The following is a 22,882-nucleotide window of genomic DNA, read 5'->3' on the forward strand; positions in this document are numbered from 1 at the left end:
CGAAATTCGCGCCTGTCACGCTAAACTGCGCACCTTGGCCCTCTCGGGCTGAACCGGTACGGGGCCGACATGTCCCAATACCCACGAATTCCTCACAAAGAGCATCGATCATGACTCAAGTTAAATTGACCACCAACTTCGGTGACATCGTCATCGAACTGAACGCTGAAAAGGCGCCTGTCACCACCGCCAACTTCATCGAATACGTCAAGAAAGGTCACTACGAGAACGTCGTGTTCCACCGCGTCATCAAAGGCTTCATGATCCAGGGCGGCGGTTTCGAGCCAGGCATGAAAGAAAAGAAAGACAAGAGCCCGAGCATCCAGAACGAAGCCGACAACGGTCTGAAGAACGACAAGTACACCATCGCCATGGCCCGTACCATGGACCCGCATTCGGCTTCGGCGCAGTTCTTCATCAACGCCTCCGACAACAGCTTCCTGAACCACACCGCCAAGACCGCCCAGGGCTGGGGTTATGCCGTGTTCGGTAAAGTGGTTGCGGGCACCGACGTTGTCGACAAGATCGAAGGCGTTTCCACCACGTCCAAGGCAGGCCACCAGGACGTACCCGCAGACGACGTGATCATCGAGAAAGCCGAGATCATCGAAGCGTGATATTGCTGATTTCAGACTTGCATCTGGAAGAGGAGCGCCCGGACATTACCCGGGCGTTTCTGGATTTGCTCGCCGGACGCGCCCGCTCGGCGAGTGCGTTGTACATCCTGGGCGACTTTTTCGAGGCGTGGATCGGCGATGACGCCATGACCCCCTTCCAGCGTTCCATCTGCCAGGCCCTGCGCGAATTGAGCGACAGCGGCACGGCCATTTTTCTGATGCACGGTAATCGCGACTTTCTGCTCGGCAAGGCTTTCTGCAAGGAAGCCGGCTGCACGCTGTTGAAGGATCCGAGTGTCGTGCAGTTTTACGGCGAACCGGTGTTGCTGATGCACGGCGACAGTCTGTGCACCCGTGACGAAAGCTATATGAAGCTGCGTCGCTACCTGCGCAATCCGGTCACCCTGTTCATTCTGCGGCATCTGCCGTTGAGCACCCGCCACAAACTGGCGCGCAAGCTGCGCAGCGAGAGCCGGGCGCAGACGCGGATGAAGGCCAATGACATCGTCGATGTCACGCCGGAGGAAATCCCGCGGATCATGCAGGAATACGGGGTGAAAACCCTGGTTCACGGACACACCCATCGCCCGGCCATCCACAAGTTGCAGATCGGCGATCAGGCGGCGAAGCGGATTGTGCTGGGGGATTGGGATCGTCAGGGCTGGGCGTTGCAGGTGGATGAGAACGGGTTTGCGTTGGCGCCGTTCGACTTCGCGCCGCCGCCACAGCTGGCAGCACCCGCCATCTGAGTGAATACAGGTCCAATTGTGGGAGCGAGCCTGCTCGCGATAGTGGCGAATCAGTCAACATTAATGCTGAGTGTGATTGCGCTATCGCGAGCAGGCTCGCTCCCACATTTGATCGGATTGCAGATCAGTGGCCGCTGGCCGCAGGGCCTGCCTTGGCAGCAAACGGCGGCTTGGCCAGCCACACAATCAATATCAACCCCATGAACCCCCACCCCAACAGCGTGAAGTAATCCACGGTGGAGAGCATGTACGCCTGACTGGTGAGGATCTGATCCATCTGCGCATAGGCCGATTGGCTCGCGCCACCCAGCGAATGCAAGGTCTCGCGAGTCGCTGGTTCGAAGGTGCTGATACTCTCGCTCATGTAGGCATGATGCTGATCCGCCCGGCGAATCCAGATCCAGGTGGTCAACGACGCCGCAAAGCTGCCGCCCAGTGTCCGCAGGAACGTCGCCAGACCGGCACCGTCAGCAATCTGGCTCGGCGGCAGGTCCGACATCAGGATGCTCAGGGTCGGCATGAAGAACAGCGCCACACCAATCCCCATGAACAATTGCACCAAGGCGATGTGCTGGAAGTCCACTTCGTTGGTGAACTCGGCGCGCATGAAGCAGCTCAGGCCGATCGCCAGGAACGCCAGCCCGGCCAGCAGACGCAGGTCGAACTTGTGTGCGTACTTGCCGACAAACGGTGACAGCAGCACCGGCAGAATGCCGATCGGCGCCACCGCCAGCCCGGCCCAGGTCGCGGTGTAGCCCATCTGGGTCTGCAGCCACTGCGGCAGGATCAGGTTGATGCCGAAGAAACCGGCGTAACCCAACACCAGCACCAGCGTACCGATGCGGAAGTTGCGATAGGCGAACAGCCGCAGGTTGACCACCGGATGCTGGTCGGTCATTTCCCAGATCACGAACACCGCCAGCGCGATCACCGAAATCGCCGCGCCGATGATGATGAAGTTCGACTCGAACCAATCCAGGTCATTGCCCTTGTCGAGGATCACCTGCAACGCGCCCACGCCAATGATCAGCGTGATCAGCCCGACGTAATCCATCGGCTGATGACTGGTGACCACCGGGCGCTTGGCCAGCTGCTGGCGCACCACCATTACCGCGAAAATCCCGATCGGCACGTTGATGAAGAAAATCCACGGCCAGCTGTAACTGTCGGTGATCCAGCCGCCGAGGATCGGCCCGGCAATCGGCGCCACCACCGTGACCATCGCCAGCAACGCCAGGGCCATGCCCCGCCTCGCTGGCGGATACACCGCAATCAGCAGCGTCTGGGTCATCGGGTACAACGGCCCGGCCACCAGGCCTTGCAGCACGCGGAAGCCGATCAGCTCCGGCATCGAGGTGGAAATACCGCACAGGAACGAGGCCAGCACAAACAGAATGGTCGCCCACAGAAACAGCTTCACCTCGCCGAAGCGACGGCTCAGCCAGCCAGTGAGCGGCAACGCGATGGCGTTACTCACGGCGAACGAAGTGATGACCCAGGTGCCCTGTTCCGAACTCACGCCGAGGTTGCCGGAAATGGTCGGCAGCGCCACGTTGGCGATGGTGGTGTCGAGCACCTGCATGAAGGTCGCCAGCGACAGGCCGATGGTGCTGAGCAACAGGCTGGGCGGCGAAAAAGAGGCGTTATTGCTCATCGTGAATCCTATGAAGCCGGGTTGGCGCCGTGTCTGTTACAGACGCAGCCGCCCTTTGTGGGAGCGAGCCTGCTCGCGAAGACGGCGGCTCAGCCAACAAAACTGTTGAATTGAAAATCGCCATCGTCGGAACGCCGCCCGGAGCAAGCTCGCTCCCACAGGATGAGATCAGCGTTGCGCGGTCTTGCTGACCGCCGCGCTGTTGTCGTGGATCAACTGGGTGATCATCGCGTCGGCTTCGGCCAGTTGACGGTCGTAGACGTTGGTGCTGAACGAGGCCTGTTGCGGCGGCTGCTGGGCCAGTACCGGGCCGCTCTGGTCGTGCAGGTTGACCTCGACATTGGTCGACAGACCGACGCGCAGCGGGTGTTTGGCCAGCTCTTCGGCGTTGACGTGAATCCGCACCGGCACACGTTGCACGATCTTGATCCAGTTACCGGTGGCGTTCTGCGCCGGCAGCAGGGCGAACGCGCTGCCGGTGCCCGCGCCGAGGCTGTCGATGGTGCCGCTGAACTTCACGTCGCTGCCGTAGATGTCCGACTCGATCTCCACCGGTTGGCCGATGCGCATGTCACGCAGCTGGGTTTCCTTGAAGTTGGCGTCGATCCACAGTTGATCCAGCGGGATCACCGCCATCAGCGCGGTGCCCGGCTGCACACGCTGGCCGAGTTGCACGGTGCGCTTGGCGACGTAACCGGTGACCGGGGCGATCAAGGTGCTGCGGGCGTTGGTCAGGTAGGCCTGGCGCAGTTGCGCGGCGGCAGCCATCACGTCCGGGTGCGACGAGACTACGGTGTCATCGACCAGCGCGCTGGTGGTTTTCAGCTGCTGTTTGGCGTTGGCCAGGGCATTTTGCGCCGAGGTCAGGTCATCGCGGGCGTGGGACAGTTCTTCCTGGGAAATCGCCCCGCCGGCGGCAAGATTTTTCCGGCGGTTGAAGTTGTCCTGGGCTTTCTGCACTTCGGCCTGTTGCGCGTTGACCTGGGCCTTCATGCCATCGACGTTGCTGTACAGGCCGCGAACCTGACGCACAGTGCGGGCCAGATTGGCCTTGGCACTTTGCAGGCCGACTTCGGCATCGTTCGGGTCGAAGTTGATCAGCACCTGGCCTTCATGCACCAGATCGCCATCGTCGGCGCCGATGCTGACCACGGTGCCGGTCACCAGCGGAGTGATTTCCACCACGTTGCCGTTGACGTAGGCGTCGTCGGTGCTTTCGCTCCAGCGCCCGATGAATTCGTGATACGCCCAGACACCGGCACCGGCGAGGGCAACCACAACGGCCAGCACCAGCAGCATCATCTTGCGTTTGCGCGGATTGCCAGTGTCCTGGGCGTTGTCTTGAGCTTGAGTGTTTTCGGCAGTGGCCATGACAAGTACCTTGAATTAGTTGTGCGGCGTGGCTGGGGTGGCGTTGGCTGCGGTCAGAGTTTCACCCTGGAAGCCGCCGCCCAGCGCTTGCATCAGTTGAATCGACAGGTCGATCTGCTCGGCATTCAGGGTCGCCAGCTGACGCTGGGCCTGCAGCAATTGCTGCTCGATGCTGAGCACGTCCAGGTAGTTGCCGATGCCGGAACCGTAACGCTGGACGACGGTGTTGTAAGAGTCCTGGGCAATCTCGGTCGCGTGCTGCTGGGCGCCGATCTGCCGGCCGATATCACGCAACTGGTTGATGGTGTCACCAACATCGCCCAAGGCTTTCACCAGACTTTTGTTGTACTGCGCCACGGCGAGGTCGTAATCGGCGTCGCGGGCATCGAGGTTGGCGCGCAGGCGTCCGCCATCGAAGATCGGCACCGAAATCGTCGGGGCAATGTTGAAGAAGCGACTGGCGGAACCGAACATCGCGTCGCCCAACAGAGATTCGGCACCGGCAGAGGCCGACAGGTTCAAGTTGGGATAGAAGCGGGTCTTGGCGGAGTCGATGTCCTTGCTCGCTGCCTCGACACGCCAGCGCGCGGCGACCAGATCCGGGCGACGCCCCAGCAGTTCGGCCGGCAGCACCGATGGCAGTGCGACAGCGCTGGCTTGCAGGACTTTCGGCCGGGCGATTTCGTTGCCACGATCCGGGCCTTTGCCGAGCAATACGGCCAGAGCGATTTTCGCGCTGTTCAGGCGTTTTTCGGCGTCAATCAGACTGGCTTCGGAGCTGGCTTCCAGACTTTGGGTCTGCTGGAACTGGTACTGGCTGTCGATCCCCGAGCTCAAACGACGCTGGCTCAGGTCGAGCATCTGTTTGGTGCGTTTGAGGTCTTCGTTGGCCAGGTCATAAACGATGTGCGCCTGACCCAGATCGCTGTAGGCCCGGGCCACATCAGCGGCGAGGGTCAGTTGCGCAGCCTGACGGTCGACTTCGGCGGCGCGGGCCTGGCCGAGTGCAGCTTCCCAGGCGTCACGCTGACCGCCCCACAGGTCGAAGTTGTAATTGAAGCCGGCGCTGATGTTGCGCACGGTGGCGTAGGCATCGCCCTGCCCTCGCGGGTCCTGATCCTTGGCCAGGCGTGAACGGGTAATGCCGGCACTGGCGTCGAGGGTCGGATAGCGCTCGGCATCGGCGGCATAGGCGGCGGCGCTGGCCTGGTGGGCGCGGGCGTCGGCGATCTGCATGTCCGGGCTGTCGTGCAGGGCTTCGCGGATCAGACCGTCGAGCTGCGGATCGCCGAGGCTGGTCCACCAGTCGCTCTTGGGCCACGCAGCCTGGGACAGCGTCACGCCATTGAGGGATTGGCCGACCTTCAGGTCTTTCACATCAAGGTTTTTGCCTTGGGTATCGAGGCCACTGTAGTTGGCGCAACCGGCGAGAATCATCGCCGACAGCACCAGTGTCAGGCTGCTGCGCAAGGTTTTACCGCTCATTGTGTTCACCTAACCGCTGGATAGTGATCGGGTCACCGGCTGCCAGCAGGATTTTCTTGAGGATGTATTCCAGGGTCTTCAACTCGTCCGGAGTGACGGCGCCGGCCAGTTCATTCATCGCGTCAGCGCCGATGTATGGCAGGCGATCGGCCAGTTGCTGGCCTTGCTCGGTGAGTTTCAGTTGCACCTGACGGCGATCGCCTTCACTGCGTTGGCGAACCAGAAAGCCTTTCTGCTCCAGACGGTCGAGCATGCGCGTCATCGAACCGCTGTCCAGCGACAGATGCCGGCACAGCTCGGCCGGGGTATCGACGCCGAACTGGGCCATGATGATCAACACCTTGAACTGCGCGGCGGTGATGCCGTGGGGTTCCATGTGGGTGTCGATGATCTTGTCCTTGAGCAAGGCCGCACGGCCGAGCAACAGGCCGAGATGGCAATGCTTGAATTCGTCGGGGGTGAAATGCTTCATGTGCTCACCTAATAACTGCCTAGGCAGTGAATGTATGTCGAGATGTTACTGCCTAGGCAGCGAATGTCAACGTAATAGTTAGGTTGCTTTGTAATTAGTTGACCAGCGGACTGGGTTTTTCGGGTGCCCAGGCGAATGCCTTCGCGAGCAAGCTCGCTCCCACAGAGTTGTGAACATCAAAAACCCTGCGGGAGTCAGCCTGCTGGCGATTGCACCAACTTGGTATAAAGGGAGGGAAAAGCAGGCTAGAAATCCCGCTTGTAGAAGATATCCAGCGAACTGGCCACGCCGCTGGCGGCTTCCAGGTAGACCTTCTTGCTCAGCTTGTAGCGCAAGGCGATGGTGTTGGCCGGTTCGAATACGCCGACGCCGTAACGCAGGCTGAGCTTCTCGGAGATGTTGCCGCTGGCCACCACGCTGGTGGTGTTGCCGCTGCCCTGGGTGTCGAGCTGGAAGTCTTGAATCCCCAGATCCTTGGCCAGACCGCTGGTCACCCCGGAACTGCCCATCAACCCCAGACCAAGCGCTGCTTGCGCGAGCATGTTGTTGTCTTCGCCCGTGGTGCTCAGCGGACGCCCCAGCACCAGATAGGACAGCGCCTGTTCCTGGCTCATGGCCGGTTCCGAGAAGATCTGCGTGGTCGGCTGCTCGGCGCTGCCGCTCAGGCGGATACCGGCGATCACATCGTCGGTCTGGCGAATCGCTTCGATGTCCAGATACGGCTGATCCAGCGGCCCGGCGAACAGCAGACGCGCCCGGCGCACCGTCAGGCGTTGGCCGTAGGCGCGGTATTTGCCGTCGTTGAGCCACAGCTCGCCACGGGTGTCCATGTTGTCGCCGATGTGCACGTGACCTTGCAGGTTGGCGGTCAGGCCGAACCCGGCAAAGCTCAGTTTGTCCTCGCCGACCACCACGTCGATGTCCATTTTCATCGCCAGCGGCGGTTTGCCCTCTTCGGTCTGCGCGCCGACGATGATCGTGTCATCGGAGACTTTCACCGTCGATGGCGGCAATTCGCGCACGGTGATTTCGCCTCTGGGCACCAGCACCTTGCCGGCAATCGCCAGCTCATCGCCGGCCATGGAAATCTTCAGGTCCGGCGCCACTTCAAGCTTGGCGTAGGGTTCGACGGTGACCGGCAATTGCGTGCCCTTGAGCGCCAGATCCACCACCAGCGCCTGGCCCCAGGCAACATTGCCGCTGAGGCTGCCCTGCCCGGCCTTGCCGCTTTTCCAGCCGCCGTTCAGTTGCACGGTTTCCCCGGCGATCACTGCTTGCAGTTGCAGCGCCTGCAACTCCAGCGGCAGTTCCGGGCCGGACACTTCACCGTCACTGAGTTGCACGGTGCCGTTGACCAGCGGCGCGAGCAGTCCGCCGGAGATCGTGCCGCTGCCGTTCAGGTGCCCGGTGAGTTTCTCGACCATCGGCACGAACGGCCGTGCCACCGACAGATCCAACCCGCTGAGACGGAACGAGCCGTTCAGCGGTTTGTTCTTCGGCAACGGATTGAGCTGCGCCTGCACCATCAGTTCACCCAGTTTGCCGCCGACGAAATTGAGGTCGGTGTCGATGCGTTTCGGCGTGAGTTTGCTGGTGAGCTTGAGGGTCTGGTACGGGAAGTCCAGCCACTGATCCTTTTCCTTCATGCGCAAGGTGCCGCCGCTGGCGTCGATGCTGATCTGGCCGTTCGGGCCGCTGGCCGGCAGGTCCAGTTGCAGGTCGGCGTTGAGCTTGCCCTGCCAGGCGAAATCCTTCGGCAGCCACTGTGCCAGGCTTTCGATCGGGAATTGCTTGAGGTGATAACGCAGCTTCGGCTCCGGCATCAACCGCTGGTCTTCGCCACACAGGCTGGCATTGCCGGACATCCAGCAATGGGCCCCGAAGTTGATCTTGCCGTCGGCCAGTCGTTCGAGCTTGGCCGGACTTTGCAGCTTCCAGTCCTGGCCGCCAGCCTGAATGTCACCGCTGGCCAGACGACCGCGCCAGTTGCCCTTGTCCAGATTGCCGTCCAGGCCCAGCGCCAGTTTCAGCTTCGGCCCGAGCAGGTCGAGGTTGAGTTTCTGGCTTTTGATGTCGCCTTGGGCGCTGGCGGTCAGGGTACCCAACGTCGTGTCGCCAGCCTGGATGCCACTGCCCTTGAGGTCGATTTTTGCCCGTTGCGCGCTGTCGAGAGTGGCGTCGAGGTTGAGGCTTTGCAGGCGATTGTCCTGGAACGCCAGTTGCGAACCTTGCAAGCCGAGCTTGCCCTGCGGCGCCTTCAACGTGCCGGCGACATCGACCCGCCCGTTGACCTGTCCGCGCAGCTGCGGCCAGAGTTGGGCCAGACGCGGCAGCTTGATGTCGATCTGCCCGGCGAGCTTCTGTTGCAGGCTGCCCTTGCCGTTGATGCTGTTGTCGCCGAGGCGGATTTGCAGGGCATTCAGATTCCACTGCTCGCCCGCGCCGTCGGCCTTGGCTTGCAGGATCGCCGGTTGCCCGCGCAGTTTGCCTTTGAGATCGAGGTCGGCGTTGAGGCTCAGGCGCTCGTTCTTCATTTCACCTTTGCTTTTCAACGGGCCGGCCAGGGTGCCCGGCAGCTCCGCGACCCAGTACGCCGGGTTGAGCGCCGACAGTTCCAGCGCGGTGTCCCAGGCGATGCCATCGGCGAACTGCACGTTCACATGGCCTTCGGCTTTACCCTGCCCGGCTTCGAGTTTCAGTTGTGGCAGGAAAATCTGCTTGAGATTGCCGCTGAACGGACTGCTCAGGCTGAACGCCCCCGCCGGTCCATCTGCGGCGGCGGCGAAGTTACCGATGTACTGACCGTCGGTGTAGGAGACTTCGCCGGTGAAGGTACGCAACGTGACCTGCGGTTCGTCGATCTCCGGATAGAGCCGGTGCCACGGAAAATCCAGCCAGTTGATAGTGGCCTGGGCACTGAGGCCTTTGCTCCAGTCGACGTTGCCGGTGAGCTTGAGGCTTTGCTTGTCGTTGGCCGTCAGGTCGAGGCCGGCAATCTGTGCGCCCTTGGCGTCGACCTTGCCCTTGAGCAATAGCGCTACCGGGCCTTTATCCGCAGGCAACGTGGCGTTGCCGAGCAATTGGTAACCGTTTTTCAGGTCGCCTTCGCCGGTCAATACCAGTTGATTCAATTGCAGGGTATCCGGCAGATCCGCGCTCGGTTTGAACGCTTCCGAGGTGATCCGCACCTTGGCCGGCAGGTTTTCCACCAGCGGTTGCAGCTCGCCGCTCAACTGGCCGTCGAGGTAGCCACGGCTGTCGGCGTGCAGGTTGAGGGTTTTCAGCAGGTCGCCGTCGACTTTGAGTGCCAGTGTCCATGGACCACTGCCCGGCGACGGCAGCGTCAGATCACCGGCAATGCTCAGCGGCCAGTTACCGGTGGGTTGCAACAGACCAGACAGCTTCAGGCTCAAGTCATCGCGTTGCAGCTTCACGCTGTCGATCTGCATGCCCTTGGCAGTCCAGTGCGCCGCCAGTTGCAGGCCTTTGAGCTGTTCGCTGCCGTTGAACAGCAGGCTGCCGACTTGCACGTCGCCCAGCTCGATGGCCACCGGCAATTGCAGGTCCGGCAGTTTGATCGGACCGCTTTCGGTGGTTTCTTCACTGGGCGGGAACTGCAGGATGACTTGATCAGCCTTGAGCTGCTCGATGCACAGCGTCATACGCGTCAGGCACAGTGGCGACCATTCGAAGATCGGCTTGCTCAACTCAACGCGACTGCTGTCTTGCTGCCACAACAGATGATCGGCGCTCCACTGCCCGCCGAGGCGACCCTGGAAGTTGTCGACGCTCAGGCCCGGCACCACCCCCAACACCCACCGGCTGCCAGCCTGCGTTCCGAGCACAGCGCTGACGCTCAACACCATCAGCAGCACCAGCGACAACAGCACCAGCGCCGATATTTTCAAACCACGCTTCACAGCTCAGGCCCCATGGAAAAGTGCAGCCGGATGCCGCCGTCATCGTCCAGCGCATGGGCCAGGTCGAGGCGGATCGGCCCCACCGGCGAAACCCAGCGCACACCGATACCGACCCCGGTCTTGAGGTTCGGCAGTTCGAGTTTGTTGAAGGAGTTGCCCTGGTCTACGAAAGTCGCGACCCGCCATTTCTCGGCGATCGAGTATTGATACTCGACACTGCCGGCCACCATGTAGCGCCCACCGATGCGGTCGCCTTTGGAGTTCTCCGGGGACAGACTCTGATAGTCGTAACCGCGCACACTCTGGTCGCCACCGGCGAAGAAACGCAGCGATGGCGGCACCGAACTGTAACCGTTAGTGGCACTGCCACCGACCTGGACACGTCCGAGAAAGCGGTGATTGTCGAACACCGTGGTCAGGCCTTTGATCAGCGCGGTGCCATACAGCAAGTTGTTGTCCGAACCGAGGCCTTCTTTCGCCACCTTGCTTTCGAAGGTCAGGCGATAGCCGTTGTGCGGGTCGATACGATTGTCACTTTTCAGATAGGAGTAACTGATGCCGGGCATCAGCAAGGTACTCAGGCCCGAATCGTCACCGAGCTGGTATTCCTCACGCTGCCATTTCAGCGAAATGACCCGTTGCCAGCCGCTGGGCAACTTGCTGTGCCATTCCGGGCCGAAGGTCAGCAGTTTGCTCAGGGTGTCGGAGCCGTCGATGTCTTCGTACTGATAACCACCGGCCCAGCGCAACTTGTCGGTCAGTGGCGGATCCAGCGGAATGTCGTAGAACAGACCGACGTTCTGCCGTGGCGCCGACAGCTCGGCCTCCCAGCCATAACTATCGCCTTGCGGGTTGACCCAGTGACGGGTCCAGTTGGCCTTGATCCGCGGGCCGACGTCGGTGGAATAACCAAGGCCCAGGCCCATGGTGCGCGGCTTGCGGGTGTCGAGTTTGACGTCCACCGGGATCACGTCGTTTTTTGCAGCGGTCGGCGCGGCGTCGACCCGCACGCCTTCGAAATAGCCGCTCGATTGCAGGTCGCGGTTGAGTTCGGCGATCAGTTCGGAGTCGTAAGGCTCGCCCGGCTTGAACGGCACCATGCGCTGGAGCAGGTCTTCATCGAACGGCGTGTCGCCCTCGAAACTGACTTTGCCCAGCGCATAACGCGGGCCGCTTTCGTAGATCAGTTCTACGTCGGCGACCCCGGCGCGGGGATCGACCATCAATTTCTGACTGGTGAAACGACCGCTGAAGAAGCCGTAGCGCGACGCCTGGTTCTGAATCAGGCGCTTGGCATCTTCGTAACGCCCATGGTTGAGCACCGCGCCGGGCTTGAGCACGTCGCTCTTGGGGACTCGAAAGGATTTGAGGGAGGCCGCCGGGCCGTCGACGCGCACGGTCACGTTGCGCAGGCGAATCGGCTCGCCGGGATCGATCTTCAGCACCAGACGCGGTTTTTCACCGCCCTTCACTTCGCTGTCGATCTGCGGCTGGTAGTAGCCCAAAGCCTGGGCGGCCTTGCGCGCCTGCTCTTCGGCACCGCGACTGAAGCGCTGCAAGGCTTCTTCGTCACGATCGCCGAGGCTGCCGATATAGCCTTCTATATTGGCCTTGAGTTCATCGTTGGACGGTTTGACCCGCACATCCAATTCACTTTGCGCCAGCGCCGCGCAGCTGGTTAACAGCATGAGCACGCCACTGGTAAATCTTCCTGGAAACTTCATAGGCGCGGATGCTATCACGAGCTTGGGAGCGTGATAGAGCCTTGGGGTGCGCGGAAAGTTCGACCCTCAAGCCATTGCAGTTTGTAACACCTGCGGGTTGGCGTGGAAAAACACGTGTTCACGCACCGGGCCGACGGCGACTTCGCCGATTTCCTCGTAGCCCTGACGCTTGTAAAACTCCAGGTATCTCGGGTTGCCGGTATCGAGGATCACGCCCTGGGAGTTTTCGTCCACCGCGCACCAGTTATGTACCGCTTGCAGCAGCTGTTCGCCGAAGTGTTTGCCCTGAAATTGCGGATGCACGCCCAGCAGCGGCAGCATGTGCACCGAGTCGGTGGGCACGCAGGCTTCAACGGCGGCGTGATATTCCAGATAGCGCCGGGTGCAGCGAAAACCAGTGCTCAACACCATGCGCAAACGCCAGGCCCAGCTTTCGGTGACACCCAGTCGTCGTTGCGGCGGCGCGATCAGGGCAATGCCGATCAAGCGATCGTTGACCAGCAGGCCAATGGCCGGCAGATCCTGCAGAAAATGCTGTTTAACCAGTTCCCGCACCGTGGCGCGCACGCGTTGTTCGTACCCCGGACGTTCGGCCTCGAACAGGTAAGCGAAAGTCGGCTCGTGACGATAGGCCTGATACAGCAAGGAGCGCGCTTCACGGGAATAGCCGCGGTCGAGCATGTGGATGTCGGCGATGGCGGTCGAGGTTTCAGGCATGACGGTGATTCTCCCTGGACGGAACTCAACAGGCCCCGTTCTTGTTATACGAGCCTTGGGCTGAAGGGATCGTTCCCACACCCGAAAGACATTAGCAGCGCATATGGACTACCGCCACGCTGGCCCAGATCCTACATGTCAGCTAGCATCGCCCTTTTGCCAGGACTGCCGACCATGAAGATCGTTTCCTTCAACATCAACGGACTGCGGGCTCGCCCGCATCAGCTGGCGGCGCTGATCGAAAAGCATCAGCCGGACGTCATCGGCCTGCAGGAAACCAAAGTCCACGACGACCAGTTCCCGCTGGAAGACGTACGGGCCCTGGGTTATCACGTGTATTTCCACGGTCAGAAAGGTCATTACGGCGTTGCCCTGCTCTCGCGCCAGGAGCCGATTGCCGTGCACAAGGGCTTTGCCACCGATGAAGAAGACGCGCAGCGGCGCTTTATCTGGGGCACATTCGCCGACGCCAACGGCGTGCCGGTGACGATCATGAACGGCTATTTCCCACAGGGCGAAAGCCGCGACCACCCGACCAAATTCCCGGCCAAGCAGCGCTTCTACAGCGATTTGCAGGCGTTGCTGGAAAGCCAGTTCCACAATCAACAGCCACTGGTGGTGATGGGCGACGTGAACATTTCCCCGGAAGACAGCGACATCGGCATTGGCCCGGACAACATGAAGCGCTGGCTGAAAACCGGTAAATGCAGCTTCCTGCCGGAAGAACGCGAGTGGATGGCCCGCCTGAAAAACTGGGGCCTGACCGACAGCTTCCGTCACCTGAACCCGGACGTGACGGACATGTTCAGCTGGTTCGACTACCGCAGCCGCGGGTTTGAAGACGAGCCGAAGCGCGGTCTGCGCATCGATGTGATTCTGGCGTCCCATGGCTTGCTGCCACGGGTGAAAGCGGCCGGCGTTGACTATGAATTGCGCGGGATGGAAAAGCCTTCGGATCATGCGCCGATCTGGCTGGAATTGAGCTGACCCGCTTGAAGCAGAAGATCACGGCCGGCGGTTGTGATCTTCTGTCCTGTCATCTTTCAGCAACCTCACTGACTTAATCTCCCCGGCAATCCCCTTGGCTGCAATCGGTGCCGGCATGACCCTGCGTGTTCTGTTCGTCTTTCTCCTGAGCGGCTGGCTGCAGGTTTCGGCCGCGGCGTTACCCATTCCCGAGAACGGCCCGGCCTTGCGCATCCAGGGTTCCAACACCATTGGTGCGGCGCTGGGTCCGGCATTGGTGGAAGGCTTGCTGCAAGATCAGGGGCTGTTGAAAATCCACAGCGAAACCCCGGACACCGCCAACGAACAACGGGTCGTCGGCCTCACGGCTCAAGGTAAGCGGGTCGTGGTGGAAATCGCCGCCCATGGTTCCAGCACCGGTTTCACTGCACTCAAGAACGCCAGCGCAGATCTGGCTGCGTCGTCGCGCCCGATCAAGGACAGCGAACTGCTGAACCTGCAAGTGCGGGGCGATCTGAAAAGCCCCGGCGCCGAGCAAGTCATCGCCATCGATGGTCTGGCGATCATCCTCCATCCCGACAATCCGCTGAATCAACTGAACACAGAACAACTGGCGCGAATCTTCAGCGGCGAGGCGAAGACGTGGGAAGACGTCGGCGGCAAGGGTGGGACGATTCATTTATATGCGCGGGATGATCAGTCCGGCACCTATGACACGTTCAAGGAACTTGTCCTCAGCCGTCGTGGGAAAACCCTGAACAGCTCGGCGAAACGTTTCGAATCGAGCGAGCAATTGTCCGACGCCGTGAGCGCCGATCCCCAGGCCATCGGTTTTATTGGTTTGCCCTATGTGCGCCAGGCCAAAGCCGTGGCGATTGTCGACGGGCAATCCCAGGCCATGCTGCCACTGGCCAGCCTGATTGCCACCGAAGACTATCCACTGTCCCGCCGACTGTTCTTCTATTTGCCACCCGACAATCAAAATCCGTGGGCCGCAGCTTTGGTGGATTTTGCGCAAAGCCGCCAAGGCCAGGCGATTGTCGCGGCCAACGGTTTTATCGCCCAGACCGTGCACGCCATCTCGGTCACGCCCAATGCGCTGATGCCCGAGGGTTATCAATCCCTCAGCCGGCACGCCCAGCGTCTGACCGTGAACTTCCGGTTCGAAGAAGGCAGCGCCAGCCTCGACAACAAGGCCCGGCAGGATCTGGCCCGGGTATTCGACTATATAAAGCACCACGACAAGACCGACCGCGCGGTAACGCTGGTGGGATTCGGCGACGCCAAGGACGACCCGGCACGGGCGGATTTGCTGTCGAAGCTGCGGGCGATGGCGGTACGCCGGGAGTTGGTGAAAAACGGCGTGGTGTTGCGCGAAGTGCGCGGGTTTGGCGCGCTGATGCCGGTGGCGACCAACAGCGGGGATGAAGGCAGGATCAAGAATCGGCGGGTTGAGGTTTGGGTTTACTGAATTTGTTGGTGATGCGTTGAACGAGCAGGCCCCATCGCGAGCAGGCTCGCTCCCACATTAGATCTCCAGTGAACACAAAGTGTGTGGACACCAGCGAACCCGTGGGAGCGAGCCTGCTCGCGATAGCAGGCACCGCGGTCTTAATGACCGCTACGCAGCATTTCCTTCGGCACATACTTGCCGATCTCGAACTTGCCGATCGCCGCTCGGTGCACTTCGTCCGGGCCGTCGGCCAGGCGCAGGGTGCGTTGCATGGCGTACATGTAGGCCAGCGGAAAATCGTTCGAGACCCCGGCCCCGCCATGAATCTGGATCGCCCGGTCGATCACCCGCAACGCGACGTTCGGTGCGACGACCTTGATCTGCGCGATTTCGCTCTTGGCGACCTTGTTACCCACGGTGTCCATCATGTACGCCGCTTTCAGGGTCAGCAGACGCGCCATGTCGATCTCCATCCGCGAGTCGGCGATCTTGTCGACGTTACCGCCCAGGCGCGCCAGCGGTTTGCCGAACGCGGTACGGCTTACCGAACGTTTGCACATCAGTTCCAGTGCACGCTCGGCCATGCCGATCGAACGCATGCAGTGGTGAATCCGGCCCGGGCCAAGGCGACCTTGAGCGATTTCGAAGCCGCGTCCTTCACCGAGCAAGACGTTTTCGTACGGCACTCGCACGTTGTCGAACAGCACTTCGGCGTGGCCGTGAGGTGCGTCGTCGTAACCGAACACCGGCAGCGGGCGGACAATCTTCACGCCGGGGGTGTCGACCGGCACCAGGATCATCGAGTGCTGGGCGTGGCGCGGAGCGTCGGGGTTGCTCAGGCCCATGAAGATCAGGATCTTGCAGCGCGGATCGCAGGCCCCGGAGGTCCACCATTTCTTGCCGTTGATCACCCACTCGTCACCATCGCGCACGGCACGGGCGGCCATGTTGGTGGCGTCGGAGGACGCGACGTCCGGTTCGGTCATGGCAAACGCCGAGCGGATCTCGCCGCGCAACAGCGGTTCAAGCCAGCGCTGCTTCTGTTCTTCGTTGGCGTAACGCACCAGCACTTCCATGTTGCCGGTGTCCGGCGCCGAGCAGTTGAACGGCTCGGGACCGAGCAACGAACGGCCCATGATTTCTGCCAATGGCGCGTATTCGAGGTTGGTCAGGCCGGCGCCGAGCTCCGACTCAGGCAGAAACAAATTCCACAGCCCTTCAGCTTTCGCCTTGGCCTTGAGCTCTTCCATGATTGCGGTCGGCTGCCAGCGGTCGCCCTCGGCAACCTGCCGTTCGAACACGGCTTCGGCCGGGTAAACGTAAGTGTCCATGAACGCGGTCACGCGCTCACGCAGTTCTTGCACCTTGGGCGAATAAGCGAAATCCATGAGCAATTACCTTTTTTCGGCAGGTTGTTTAAGTCATGCAATCGATGCTAGAACAGCGTTGATAATTTACCTAGCCTATTCTCGGCGTGTATAAACATTCATCACCGATATATGATTGGTTGATTTTCCTGGCCGCCCTGACCCGCGCCATCCACCTATGACAAGCCCCTATAACAAGAGAGCCGCGTAATGAATCTGAGCAAGGTCGACCTCAACCTTTTCATCGTCTTCGACGCGATCTACACCGAAGCCAACCTGACCCGCGCCGGGCAGATTGTCGGCATCACCCAGCCAGCGGTGTCCAACGCCTTGGCGCGGTTGCGTGAGACCTTCAACGACCCGCTCTTCGTACGCACGGCCCAGGGCATGGTGCCGACGCCCATGGCACAGAACATCATCGGCCCGGTGCGCAACGCGCTGTCGCTGCTGCGGGTATCGGTTCAGGAAAGCCGGATTTTCAACCCATCGCAAGCGGTCAAGACCTACCGCATCAGCATGACCGACCTGACCGAGGCGGTGATTCTGCCGCCACTGTTCCAGCGCCTGCGTCGCCTGGCGCCGACTGTGATCATCGAAAGCTTTCTGTCCAAACGCCGGGAAACCACCAAGGAACTGGCTGCCGGGCGTCTCGACTTTGCCGTGGATGCGCCACTCAACACCGACCCGCAGGTGCGCCACGTCAAGCTGATGGAAGACCGTTACGTCTGCGCGATGCGCAAGGGTCATCCGCTGGCGACCAAGGAAAAATTCACCCTCGACGATTACCTGTCGCTGACCCACATTCATATTTCCAGCCGGCGCAGTGGCCTGGGCCACGTCGATCTGGCCCTGGGCAAAATGGGCATCCAGCGCAAGATCGCCCTGCGCTCGCAGCACTATCTGATGGCGTCCCAGGTGTTGCAGCAGACCGACATGGTGATGACCGTGCCGGAGCGGTTCGCCCGGCGCCATGACCTGCATGCGTTCAATCTGCCGGTCAACGATGTGCCGCCGGTGGAAACCCATTTGTACTGGCACGAAAGCACCGATCAGGACCCGGCCAACCGCTGGATGCGCGAGCAGATGATCGAGTTGTGCCAGCAAGTGACAGCGCACGAGAAGAAGCTCGACAAGCTGCAGGCGCCCGCCACTTGACGTAAACGTCAACCTGCCATTAGCTTAGCGCCAAGACCCTTCTTCGAGCGCTTTCATGAGCAGCCAGACTTACAGCATTTCCGACCTCGCCCGCGAGCTGGACATCACCACCCGGGCGATCCGTTTCTATGAAGAACAAGGCCTGCTCAGCCCCGAGCGCCGCGGCCAGGAACGTATCTATTCGCCACGCGACAAGGTCAGCCTGAAGCTGATCCTGCGGGGCAAGCGCATCGGTTTTTCCCTGGCCGAGTGCCGCGAGCTGATCGAGCTCTACGACCCCTCCAGCGGTAACACCAAACAACTCAACAGCATGCTGGCGAAAATCAGCGAACGCCGTGAACAGCTTGAACAGCAACTGCTGGACATCGAACAGATGAAGCTGGAACTCGACACCGCCGAAGAACGCTGCGTGCAGGCGCTGGAGCAGACGCTCAAGAGTCAGCAAGTCGCGCAGTAACAGCCACAATTCATCTCCTGTGGGAGCGGGCTTGCCCGCGAATGCGGTGTTTCAGAATCAGATTTGTCGGCTGACACTCCGCCTTCGCGAGCAAGCCCGCTCCCACAAGGGTTCCGCAGGAATTCAAACAGCAGGTCAACGCCATGTCCCTCCCCTCCCAAGTACGCCTGATCGAAGTCGGCCCGCGTGACGGCCTGCAGAACGAAGCCCAGCCCATCAGCGTCGCCGACAAGGTGCAACTGGTCGACGCGTTGAGCGCCGCCGGCCTCGGCTATATAGAAGTCGGCAGTTTCGTTTCGCCCAAATGGGTGCCGCAAATGGCCGGTTCCGCCGAGGTGTTCGCGCAGATCCAGCGCAAGCCCGGCGTGACCTACGGCGCGCTGGCGCCGAACCTGCGCGGTTTTGAAGATGCGCTGGCCGCCGGGGTTAAGGAAGTCGCGGTGTTTGCCGCTGCGTCCGAGGCGTTCTCGCAGCGCAACATCAATTGCTCGATCAGCGAAAGCCTGGCGCGGTTCGCGCCGATCATGGAATCGGCGAAACAGCACGGCGTTACCGTGCGCGGTTACGTGTCCTGTGTGCTGGGCTGCCCTTATGAAGGCGAGGTCGCGCCGGAACAAGTGGCGATGGTGGCCCGCGAGCTGTACGCGATGGGCTGCTACGAAGTATCGCTGGGTGACACCATCGGCACCGGCACCGCGGGCGCCACCCGCCGGCTGTTCGAAGTGGTCTCGAAGCAGGTGCCGCGAGAGAAACTCGCCGGCCACTTCCACGATACCTATGGCCAGGCCATGGCCAACATTTACGCCAGCCTGCTGGAAGGCATCGCGGTGTTCGACAGCTCGATCGCCGGCCTCGGCGGCTGCCCGTACGCCAAAGGCGCCAGCGGTAACGTCGCCACCGAAGACGTGGTGTACCTGCTCAACGGCCTGGGCATCGAGACCGGTATCGACCTCGACGCCTTGATTGCCGCCGGCCAGCAGATCAGTGCCGTGCTGGGTCGCCCAACTGGATCGCGCGTGGCCAAGGCTCGTAGCGCACAGTGAGGGGATGGTGTTACCGCCGAGTGCGAAACGTGGGCGCAAGCGAGTAACACGGAAACAAATTGTCTGGTTTAGCCTGAAGGAAAAACCCCTCAAAAATCTCAAACCATTGATTTACAAGGGTTTTGAAAAGTTGGCACGGCTTCTGCTATCTCTATGGCATAACAAGAATAAAAAGCAGCAAACCAATAAAAATAAGACGTACCGACTCTGACATAACAAAAACAACACGGCAGAGACGCAGCTAACAGATTTTTTTGGAGAAGGTGTGCTTTTCAGGGTGTTCCTCGGAATGACCCGCAACCGGGCAGAGAACAATAAAACTACCTTCAGGTAGCTCCCGAATCGGTTGGATCGCTAGACGAGAAAGCAGATCAGCGCTCAAAAAAATACGTTTGCTCTTGACCCCGGATGGGGGTCGCCAAAAACAGCGGTAAAGGGCCACGGTTGCCAAAAACAACAACAGACCGACCCTCAATAATAAAAAGAGCACGCGACGACAAAATTAAAGGGGAGCTTCGGCTCCCCTTTGTGCTTCCTGTGATTCCTGTTTTCACCGCCGCCGCCATGTGGGAGCGGGCTTGCTCGCGAATGCGTCAGGTCAGCCAACATGCTTGGTGAATGGCACACTGCATTCGCGGGCAAGCTCGCTCCCACATTTGATCTGTGTCAGGCGTGCTTTTCGCGTAATTCTTCGATACTGATCTCACGCATCCGGAATTTCTGGATCTTGCCCGTCACCGTCATCGGAAACTCCTCCACAAACTTGAAGTAACGCGGCGTCTTGAAGTGGGCGATGCGCTCCTTGCACCACGCTTGCAGTTCTTGTTCGGTCGCACTGTGGCCGGGATGGAATTTGATCCAGGCGACGATTTCCTCGCCGTAACGCGAGCAGGGAATGCCGATCACCTGCACGTCCGCCACCGCTGGATGGGTGAAGAAGAACTCTTCCAGTTCACGCGGGTAAATGTTTTCGCCGCCACGGATGATCATGTCCTTGTTGCGGCCGGCGATGCACACGTAACCCTCGTCGTTCATGCTCGCCAGGTCGCCGGTGTGCATCCAGCCTGCTGCGTCGATGGCTTCGGCGGTGGCATTCGGGTTGTTCCAGTAGCCGAGCATCACGCTGTAGCCACGGGTGCACAGTTCGCCGATGGTGCCGCGCGGTACCGGGTTGCCGGCCTCGTCGATGATTTTGCTTTCGAGTTGTGGCTGGGTGCGGCCGACGGTGGTGACGCGCAGCTCCAGTTCGTCCGATGGCCCGGTCTGCAGGGACACGGGGCTGGTTTCGGTCATGCCGTAGGCGATCTGCACTTCGCTCATGTGCATTTCGTTGATAACTCGGCGCATCACCTCGATCGGGCAAGTGGCGCCGGCCATGATCCCGGTTCGCAGGGTCGACAGGTCGAACTCGGCGCGCTGCGGTTGATCGAGCATGGCGATGAACATGGTCGGCACACCGTACAGCGCGGTGGCCTTTTCTTCGGCGACGGTGCTCAGGGTCAGCAGCGGATCGAAGGCGTCGTTGGGATAAATCATCGTACTGCCGTGAGTGATACAGCCTAAGTTGCCCATGACCATGCCGAAGCAGTGATACAGCGGCACCGGGATCACCAGCCGATCGACAGCGGTCAGGCCGAGGCTTTCGCCAACCATGTAACCGTTGTTGAGGATGTTGTAGTGACTGAGGGTCGCGCCCTTGGGGAAACCGGTGGTGCCGGAGGTGTACTGAATGTTGACGGGCTGATCGAAGTGCAGGCTGTCGCTGCGTTCACGCAATTGTTCTGGAGAGACACTGGCGGCCAGATCGGCCAGTTGCGACCACGGGAGAAAACCCGAAGGCGGCTGTGAATCGAGGCTGATCAGGCCACGCAACTCCGGCAGGCGCTCGCTGCGCAGTTCGCCGATGGATTGCTCGGCCAGTTCCGGCAGCAAGCCTTGCAACATGCCGTGATAGTTGGAGCTCTTGAACGCCCCGGCGCAGACCAGCCATTGGCAACCGGATTGCTTGAGCACGTATTCGAGTTCGGAGCTGCGGTAGGCCGGGTTGATGTTGACCAGAATCACGCCGAGCTTCGCGGTGGAGAACTGAGCGATGCACCACTGCGCGCAGTTCGGTGCCCAGATGCCGAGCCGATCACCGGCCTGCAAACCCAACGCCAGCAGGGCTCTGGCATGCACGTCCACCGCGTCGGCCAGTTGCCGCCAGGTGTACCGCAGCTGCTGATGACGCACCACCAGCGCCTCGCCGTCCGGGTACTGCGCGACAGTTTCGTCGAACTTCTGCCCGATGGTCATCGCCAGCAAGGCTTTGTCCTGGGAACCACGGGTGTAGCTGCGCTGCGGGTTTGCACTGGGTTGATCCATGACGACCCCTATTGTCTTTATTAGTGGGTGTTGGACCGGAGCCATATGAGCTCCGACCATTCAGAACTGGCCCTACTCTCGCTCAAGTTGACGTTAACGTAAAGGGTGATTGACAGCCATTCGTCACAGGCTTACGTTAACGTAAAGGTGAGAGCCAAAACGCCGCCCTCCCCACCCTACAAAAAAGCCAAAAGGTGACCCATGAGCTACCCATCCCTGAACTTTGCCCTCGGTGAAACCATCGACATGCTGCGCGATCAGGTTCAGTCCTTTGTCGCCAAAGAGATCGCTCCGCGTGCCGCGCAGATCGACAGCGACAACCTGTTCCCGGCTGATCTGTGGCGCAAGTTCGGTGACATGGGCCTGCTCGGCATCACCGTGCCGGAAGAGTACGGCGGCGCTGGCCTGGGTTATTTGGCGCACGTCGTGGCGATGGAAGAAATCAGCCGTGGCTCGGCTTCCGTGGCGTTGTCCTACGGCGCCCATTCCAACCTCTGCGTGAACCAGATCAACCGCAACGGCAACCACGAACAGAAAACCAAATACCTGCCGAAGCTGATCAGCGGCGAACACGTCGGCGCACTCGCGATGAGCGAGCCGAACGCCGGTTCCGACGTGGTTTCGATGAAACTGCGCGCCGATAAACGCGGCGACCGTTTCGTACTCAACGGCAGCAAGACCTGGATCACCAACGGCCCAGATGCCAACACCTACGTGATCTACGCCAAGACCGACCTGGAAAAAGGCCCCCACGGCATCACCGCGTTCATCGTCGAGCGCGACTGGAAAGGCTTCAGCCGCAGCAACAAGTTCGACAAGCTCGGCATGCGCGGCTCCAACACTTGCGAGCTGTTCTTCGATGACGTCGAAGTGCCGGAAGAAAACATCCTCGGCGTACTCAACGGCGGCGTGAAGGTGCTGATGAGCGGCCTCGATTACGAGCGCGTCGTGCTGTCCGGTGGCCCGACCGGGATCATGCAGTCGTGCATGGACCTGATCGTGCCGTACATCCACGACCGCAAGCAGTTCGGCCAGAGCATCGGCGAATTCCAGCTGATCCAGGGCAAAGTCGCCGACATGTACACCCAGCTCAACGCCAGCCGCGCCTACCTCTACGCCGTGGCCCAGGCCTGCGAGCGCAACGAGACCACGCGCAAGGACGCCGCCGGCGTGATCCTTTACACCGCCGAACGCGCCACGCAAATGGCCCTGGACGCGATCCAGATTCTCGGCGGTAACGGTTACATCAACGAATTCCCCGCCGGCCGTCTGTTGCGTGACGCCAAGCTGTACGAAATCGGCGCCGGCACCAGTGAAATCCGCCGCATGCTCATCGGTCGCGAACTGTTCAACGAAACCCGCTAAACG

Annotated in this window: 17 protein-coding genes; 8 read left to right on the forward strand and 9 right to left on the reverse strand. The window is 60.8% G+C overall.

Going from position 1 to position 22,882, the window contains the following annotated elements; all coding sequences use genetic code 11:
* The first annotated feature begins 110 nt into the window (after nt 1–110).
* Together J5M72_RS02860 and lpxH are read left to right on the forward strand one after the other, a co-directional pair.
* Nucleotides 111–617 carry a peptidylprolyl isomerase gene (locus J5M72_RS02860; protein ID WP_169430967.1) on the forward strand — a complete coding sequence of 169 codons (507 nt, stop codon included), beginning with the start codon at nt 111–113 and terminating at the stop codon, nt 615–617.
* Nucleotides 614–1,366, forward strand: a complete 753-nt coding sequence (gene lpxH / locus J5M72_RS02865; protein ID WP_207863959.1) for a UDP-2,3-diacylglucosamine diphosphatase — start codon at nt 614–616, stop codon at nt 1,364–1,366. The genes J5M72_RS02860 and lpxH overlap by 4 nt, the downstream gene beginning before the upstream one ends.
* Before the next feature lie 124 nt (nt 1,367–1,490).
* Here the strand turns inward: lpxH and J5M72_RS02870 are convergent, their stop codons facing one another.
* From J5M72_RS02870 to J5M72_RS02900, 7 genes are all read right to left on the reverse strand, one after another.
* A complete protein-coding gene (locus J5M72_RS02870) occupies nt 1,491–3,020 on the reverse strand; it encodes a DHA2 family efflux MFS transporter permease subunit (RefSeq protein ID WP_169430969.1) in 1,530 nt (509 codons plus the stop codon).
* Between the two features lie 168 nt (nt 3,021–3,188).
* Nucleotides 3,189–4,391 (reverse strand): efflux RND transporter periplasmic adaptor subunit, encoded by a 1,203-nt coding sequence (locus J5M72_RS02875; RefSeq protein WP_207863960.1) that lies wholly within the window; start codon nt 4,389–4,391, stop codon nt 3,189–3,191.
* Nucleotides 4,392–4,406: 15 nt separating this feature from the next.
* A complete protein-coding gene (locus tag J5M72_RS02880; RefSeq protein ID WP_207863961.1) occupies nt 4,407–5,876 on the reverse strand; it encodes an efflux transporter outer membrane subunit in 1,470 nt (489 codons plus the stop codon).
* Nucleotides 5,866–6,348, reverse strand: a complete 483-nt coding sequence (locus J5M72_RS02885; RefSeq protein WP_169430972.1) for a MarR family transcriptional regulator — start codon at nt 6,346–6,348, stop codon at nt 5,866–5,868. Before J5M72_RS02885 ends, J5M72_RS02880 begins: the two co-directional genes overlap by 11 nt.
* A 245-nt stretch (nt 6,349–6,593) precedes the next feature.
* Nucleotides 6,594–10,268, reverse strand: coding sequence for a translocation/assembly module TamB domain-containing protein (locus J5M72_RS02890; protein ID WP_207863962.1), 3,675 nt, complete (start codon nt 10,266–10,268; stop codon nt 6,594–6,596).
* Nucleotides 10,265–11,992, reverse strand: a complete 1,728-nt coding sequence (locus J5M72_RS02895; protein ID WP_169430974.1) for an autotransporter assembly complex family protein — start codon at nt 11,990–11,992, stop codon at nt 10,265–10,267. Before J5M72_RS02895 ends, J5M72_RS02890 begins: the two co-directional genes overlap by 4 nt.
* A gap of 66 nt (nt 11,993–12,058) precedes the next feature.
* Entirely contained in the window at nt 12,059–12,709 is a 651-nt protein-coding gene (locus J5M72_RS02900; RefSeq protein WP_207863963.1) for a GNAT family N-acetyltransferase, read from the reverse strand.
* Nucleotides 12,710–12,883: 174 nt separating this feature from the next.
* Here J5M72_RS02900 and xthA point away from each other — a divergent pair, with 174 nt between their 5' ends.
* Together xthA and J5M72_RS02910 are read left to right on the forward strand one after the other, a co-directional pair.
* A complete protein-coding gene (xthA, locus tag J5M72_RS02905) occupies nt 12,884–13,696 on the forward strand; it encodes an exodeoxyribonuclease III (RefSeq protein WP_169430976.1) in 813 nt (270 codons plus the stop codon).
* A gap of 115 nt (nt 13,697–13,811) precedes the next feature.
* Nucleotides 13,812–15,146 carry a phosphate ABC transporter substrate-binding/OmpA family protein gene (locus tag J5M72_RS02910; RefSeq protein WP_207863964.1) on the forward strand — a complete coding sequence of 445 codons (1,335 nt, stop codon included), beginning with the start codon at nt 13,812–13,814 and terminating at the stop codon, nt 15,144–15,146.
* A 140-nt stretch (nt 15,147–15,286) separates the two neighbouring features.
* Here J5M72_RS02910 and J5M72_RS02915 read toward each other — a convergent pair whose 3' ends face one another.
* Nucleotides 15,287–16,516, reverse strand: a complete 1,230-nt coding sequence (locus J5M72_RS02915) for an acyl-CoA dehydrogenase (protein ID WP_003223710.1) — start codon at nt 16,514–16,516, stop codon at nt 15,287–15,289.
* A 189-nt stretch (nt 16,517–16,705) separates the two neighbouring features.
* On the opposite strand from J5M72_RS02915, the gene J5M72_RS02920 reads away from it, so the two are divergent.
* The 3 genes from J5M72_RS02920 (at nt 16,706) to J5M72_RS02930 (ending at nt 19,150) form a co-directional block, all read left to right on the forward strand.
* Nucleotides 16,706–17,650: a LysR family transcriptional regulator gene (locus J5M72_RS02920; protein WP_011334997.1), complete on the forward strand. Its 945-nt coding sequence runs from the start codon at nt 16,706–16,708 to the stop codon at nt 17,648–17,650.
* A gap of 55 nt (nt 17,651–17,705) precedes the next feature.
* On the forward strand, nt 17,706–18,107 hold the full coding sequence (locus J5M72_RS02925; protein WP_007951507.1) for a MerR family DNA-binding transcriptional regulator: 402 nt from the start codon (nt 17,706–17,708) through the stop codon (nt 18,105–18,107).
* Between the two features lie 143 nt (nt 18,108–18,250).
* The gene (locus J5M72_RS02930) at nt 18,251–19,150 is read left to right on the forward strand and encodes a hydroxymethylglutaryl-CoA lyase (RefSeq protein WP_085712431.1); all 900 of its coding nucleotides are present in this window, start codon (nt 18,251–18,253) and stop codon (nt 19,148–19,150) included.
* 666 nt (nt 19,151–19,816) lie between these two features.
* Here the strand turns inward: J5M72_RS02930 and J5M72_RS02935 are convergent.
* Nucleotides 19,817–21,514 (reverse strand): AMP-binding protein, encoded by a 1,698-nt coding sequence (locus J5M72_RS02935; RefSeq protein ID WP_207863965.1) that lies wholly within the window; start codon nt 21,512–21,514, stop codon nt 19,817–19,819.
* Between the two features lie 201 nt (nt 21,515–21,715).
* Between J5M72_RS02935 and J5M72_RS02940 the strand changes: the two genes are divergently transcribed.
* Nucleotides 21,716–22,879 (forward strand): isovaleryl-CoA dehydrogenase, encoded by a 1,164-nt coding sequence (locus tag J5M72_RS02940; protein WP_064597789.1) that lies wholly within the window; start codon nt 21,716–21,718, stop codon nt 22,877–22,879.
* Nucleotides 22,880–22,882: the final 3 nt, after the last annotated feature.

Origin of the sequence: Pseudomonas sp. 58(2021) (assembly GCF_017491585.1) — a bacterium.
Lineage (GTDB): Bacteria > Pseudomonadota > Gammaproteobacteria > Pseudomonadales > Pseudomonadaceae > Aquipseudomonas > Aquipseudomonas fluorescens_BT.